General features: G+C 49.0%; 3 protein-coding genes. 1 reads left to right on the top strand and 2 read right to left on the bottom strand.

Translation table 11 applies throughout. The features are described 5' to 3' along the window. The coding region (locus B3D59_RS00635) for a patatin-like phospholipase family protein (RefSeq protein ID WP_286817150.1) at positions 1–1,068 on the bottom strand (1,068 nt) is incomplete at its 3' end. A gap of 165 nt (positions 1,069–1,233) precedes the next feature. Between B3D59_RS00635 and B3D59_RS00630 the strand changes: the two genes are divergently transcribed. Beyond that, positions 1,234–3,312 carry an OmpA family protein gene (locus tag B3D59_RS00630; protein WP_286817149.1) on the top strand — a complete coding sequence of 693 codons (2,079 nt, stop codon included), beginning with the start codon at positions 1,234–1,236 and terminating at the stop codon, positions 3,310–3,312. Here the strand turns inward: B3D59_RS00630 and B3D59_RS00625 are convergent. Beyond that, the coding region (locus tag B3D59_RS00625) for a sigma 54-interacting transcriptional regulator (RefSeq protein WP_286817148.1) at positions 3,302–4,132 on the bottom strand (831 nt) is incomplete at its 5' end. The genes B3D59_RS00630 and B3D59_RS00625 overlap by 11 nt on opposite strands.

Below are 4,132 nucleotides of genomic sequence, written 5' to 3'. Positions count from 1 at the left end.
AATTTTTCTGACTTTGTCCCTGATGGAACCGTTTTCCGCAGCATCCATGAATTCGTCTCCCAACACCCTGCACATATTTGCGGCTTTGTTCCAGGCACAAATCCTCTCATTATCCCGTCCCATGAGCCGGATAAAATCTCGGCGGTCCGGAATACGCCCAAAGGGCAGGGTGGAAACAAATTCGGGAGACGGAGCCAGAAGAATCGTTCGGTCCACGGCCCTGCCCTTAACTCTTCGTTTGTGGAATTTTTTATCAAACCAGCCAGGGGTCAGTTCCGTATAAAAGTGGGGATAGAGGATAAAACCGGTCTGCTCAGGATTTAAGGAAAGTGCCGGGTGGTAATCCAGAAGTCCTCCGTCCCGGTAAGTGCCCCCAGGTGCGCCCCTTATATCATTGACGCCCTCCATGACCATGGGGATGGACCCTGATGCCAAAATTGCTTTGGAAAAATTTTTTCGGTCAAGGGGAATGGGGGTTGTGGGAAAAATGTTTTCTTCCAGTATGCTGGTCTTATATTGTGGGTGGTGGAAGAGAATACGTTCAAAACAGAACCGCTGAAGTTTTCTGGATATCGCATTCAGGGCAAATGCCTGCCCTAGGCCAATGGCCTGGACAGGACTTTGTTTTGAACCCATGAGCCCTTTGCACCGGGTGGCTGAAAAACCAATGCGAATCCATGGATGGTTCAATATTTCATCAATGGCTTGGTTTGTGAGAAATCCATCCATGATCCGCCGGGTTTGCCCGGCTATTTGGGCTGCCGAAACCCTGCCCTTATAATGCTGATGGGTATAGGCGTGTTTGAGGCGATCAAAGGCCTCCCGGCAGTTGGTCTGGGCTGCTGCGGCAAACTTCCATGCTCCGATGGAGGTGCCAAACAGGTGCAAAGGCCGGGTCCGGCCTGAAAACCACTGGGAAAAAATTACCGAATCAAGCCCGTAAATGCAGAGCCATTTGGCTGCGCCCGAGGCCCCGAGCATGGCATCAATATCGTTAGGAGAAAGACCGTTTTCTTTAATATGGCCATAAGCGGTTGCCCCGGCAAGGATCGTTAGATTGTTTGACATGCGGCATTACCCCATTGGCAGGCATCATTAAAATAGTGCGTGAACAATAACACAAGGATACATATATGGAAATCCTTGATCAATCCATGATGAATTGTATTTGACTTTGACTCCAAGATGTATAAGATTCGGAATATCCTTTAGACTCTTTGGTGGAGATGTCCGATGAAATCAAAAATAATTGTTTCAGCACTGGTAGCGGCGGTATGTCTGGTATGGTCAGGCGGCGGCCTGGCCTTTGTCCCGGAAGGTGAACTCCATATCCGTGTTCCCGGTCAAGACGGGAAAATCTCTTTTCAGTCCATTGACGAAACCAAGATCCTGGTATCGGTCCTGGACAGTCAGGACAAACCCGTCAAGGATCTTATGGCCAAGGATTTTGAAGTGATCAAGGGAAGCATTCCGGCCAACGTCATTTCCGTACAGATACTAAAGACTCGATTGGATATGCCCATCAGCTATGTGCTTATGGTGGACAATTCCTTTTCAATGGAAAAAAGAAAGGCCGTTCAACCCCTCCTGGCTGCTTTGGGTGAGTTTTTAAAGATTGTCCGGCCTATCGATGAGGTGGATGTGGTGGTCTTTGACAGTAAGGGTGATTTTCTGGTGAACGACCACCATCTAAGGCTTGCCACCTTTAGATCCAACAATATTTCGGAACTTAAAAAATTTTTTGAAAAAAGCTTCAAAGAGGGCATGACCGGTGAGACCTATCTCTATGAGGGAATCCTGGGTGGGCTGGATCTGATTTCAAGAAAGCCTCAAAAAACCAATAAATTCCTCGTGGTATTTTCCGATGGAGAAGATCTCAACAGCAACATCAAAAAAGAAACCATCGGGCCGAAATCCAAGGGACTCGAAAATTTCAAGGCTTTTTCCATTGATTTTATGCCGGGCGAAAAAAAGGATCAATTTCTGGATGCCTTTTCCCAAAGTCTGGGCGGTAAATTATGGAAAGCTAAATCCGCTGACAATCTTCTTCCCATTTTCCGGGACATATCCACCACCCTGCTTTATCAGTATGTGGTGGAATACAATTTCAACAAGCCGCCCCAGGCATCTCTGGCTGTCAGCCCCTCTTCGATCTCCATTGAGGATTTGACCATTATTGACAGCTCCCCCCTGCTCAACTACATCTTTTTCGATCTTGGCCAGAGCAGCGTTCCGGACCGGTATCGCCTCCTGAAAACCCAAAGCGAGGCCGGTCAATTCGATGAAAAGATGCTGGAAAATACCATGACCAAATACTATCATGTGCTCAACATCATCGGAAAACGCTTGACTGAGAACCCAGGTGCCACTATCGGACTGGTGGGCTGCATCAGCGACCGAGGTCCGGAAAAGAACAACATCACCCTTTCCCGGGCCCGGGCGGAAAGCGTGAAATCCTATCTTCAGTATATCTGGAACATTGATCCCTCAAGGATCACGATCACGGCCCGGAAACTTCCGGAAAAGGCCAGCACCGGAAATGTCGAAGAAGCCCGGGTGGAAAACCAGCGGGTTGAAATCCGTTCGGATTCTCCGGATATCCTGGACATCATCAAGAGTACTTATACCTTTCAGATCGCCAATACCAATGAGATCACAGTCCAGCCCAATATCAAGCCCGGATACGATCTTAAGAACTGGAATATCAAAATCAAAGGAAACCGGGATTTTTTGAATCTCAAGGAAGGCCAGGGCAATATTGTTCCGAACTATACCTTTGATCTTGCGAGGTTCGGATTCGGCAAGATCAGCGCCTTTGAACATATAAGCGTTACCGCCTTTCTGACCGATATCACTGGTCAGACCTTTGAGACGGATACGGTTGTGATTCCGGTTGCATATACCAGGAGGGTGAAAACCAAGGCCCAGAGAAATGCGCAACGGGTGATGGAAAAATACGCTTTGATTCTCTTTGATTACGACAGTGCGGAAATAAAAGAAAGAAACAAGGTCGTTCTGGAGCGGGTGGTGAAACGGATACGAGAATTGCCCGATGCCAGGGTCACCATCCTTGGGCAGACCGACATCATCGGAACGGAAGATTACAACCTGGGGCTTTCCCAGCGAAGGGCAAAGTCTGTTTTCCAGAGTGTGACGGAAAACGGCATCCCCTCACCCGAACGTATTGAATTCAAGGGCAACGGTCCCCATGACCCGCCTTATGACAATACGCTTCCCGAAGGAAGATCCTTTAACCGCACCGTTATAATCACCTTGGAGTATCAGATCCAAGAAACGGAACTCACCGAATAATCTGGGTGGATGAAATGGTGTTGATTCCGTACTTGTCAATTTTTGCATGCAGGGTAGGGCGGGATATGTCCAAAAGCCGGGCAGCCTGGGAGCGGTTGCCGTTTGAAATTTTCAGTGCCTCTTCCACGGCCATGGCGCAGATGGTGTCTGAAAAGAATTCAAAACTGTGATCATTGGACGGGTGGGACAGGCAGGCGTGGATCCACTGGCGGATGGTCTCCTCCTGGGTTGAATCCTGGGAACTTTCCCCTGGGGTTTCCTGTTTTCGGATAATCTGGCTTAAATCACTGACCGACAAGGGATTGCCGCGGTTAAAGATCAGGGCTTTGTGAATCAGGTTGGCAAGTTCCCTGATATTGCCCGGCCATTCGTATTTTTTCAAAAGGTCCAGGGCCTCTTCCCGGATGCCGGGGTTGTCGATTTTCAATTCATGGGAGAACCGTTCCAGATAATGGGCGGTCAGGGGCTGGATATCCTCTATGCGGTCCCTGAGGGGCGGCAGTTCTATGGTTACGACTTTGAGTCGAAAATAGAGATCTTCCCTGAAAAGGCCCTGGGCAATGGCGGATTTAAGATCCCTGTTGGTTGCGGCAATGATGCGCACGTCCACAGGGATGGTTTCATCGCCGCCGAGCCGCTCAATGCATCTTTCCTGGAGCAGCCGCAGAATTTTGGCCTGGATCGAAATGGGCATATCGCCGATTTCATCCAGAAACACTGTGCCGCCGTTGGCCTGTTCAATTTTTCCGATATGCCGTCGTGTCGCACCGGTGAATGCCCCTTTTTCAAAGCCGAACAATTCGCTTTCCAAAAGGTTTTC

The organism is Desulfobacter sp. UBA2225 (genome assembly GCF_002348205.1).
GTDB lineage: Bacteria > Desulfobacterota > Desulfobacteria > Desulfobacterales > Desulfobacteraceae > Desulfobacter > Desulfobacter postgatei.
This window is presented reverse-complemented; position numbering and strand designations above follow the sequence as displayed.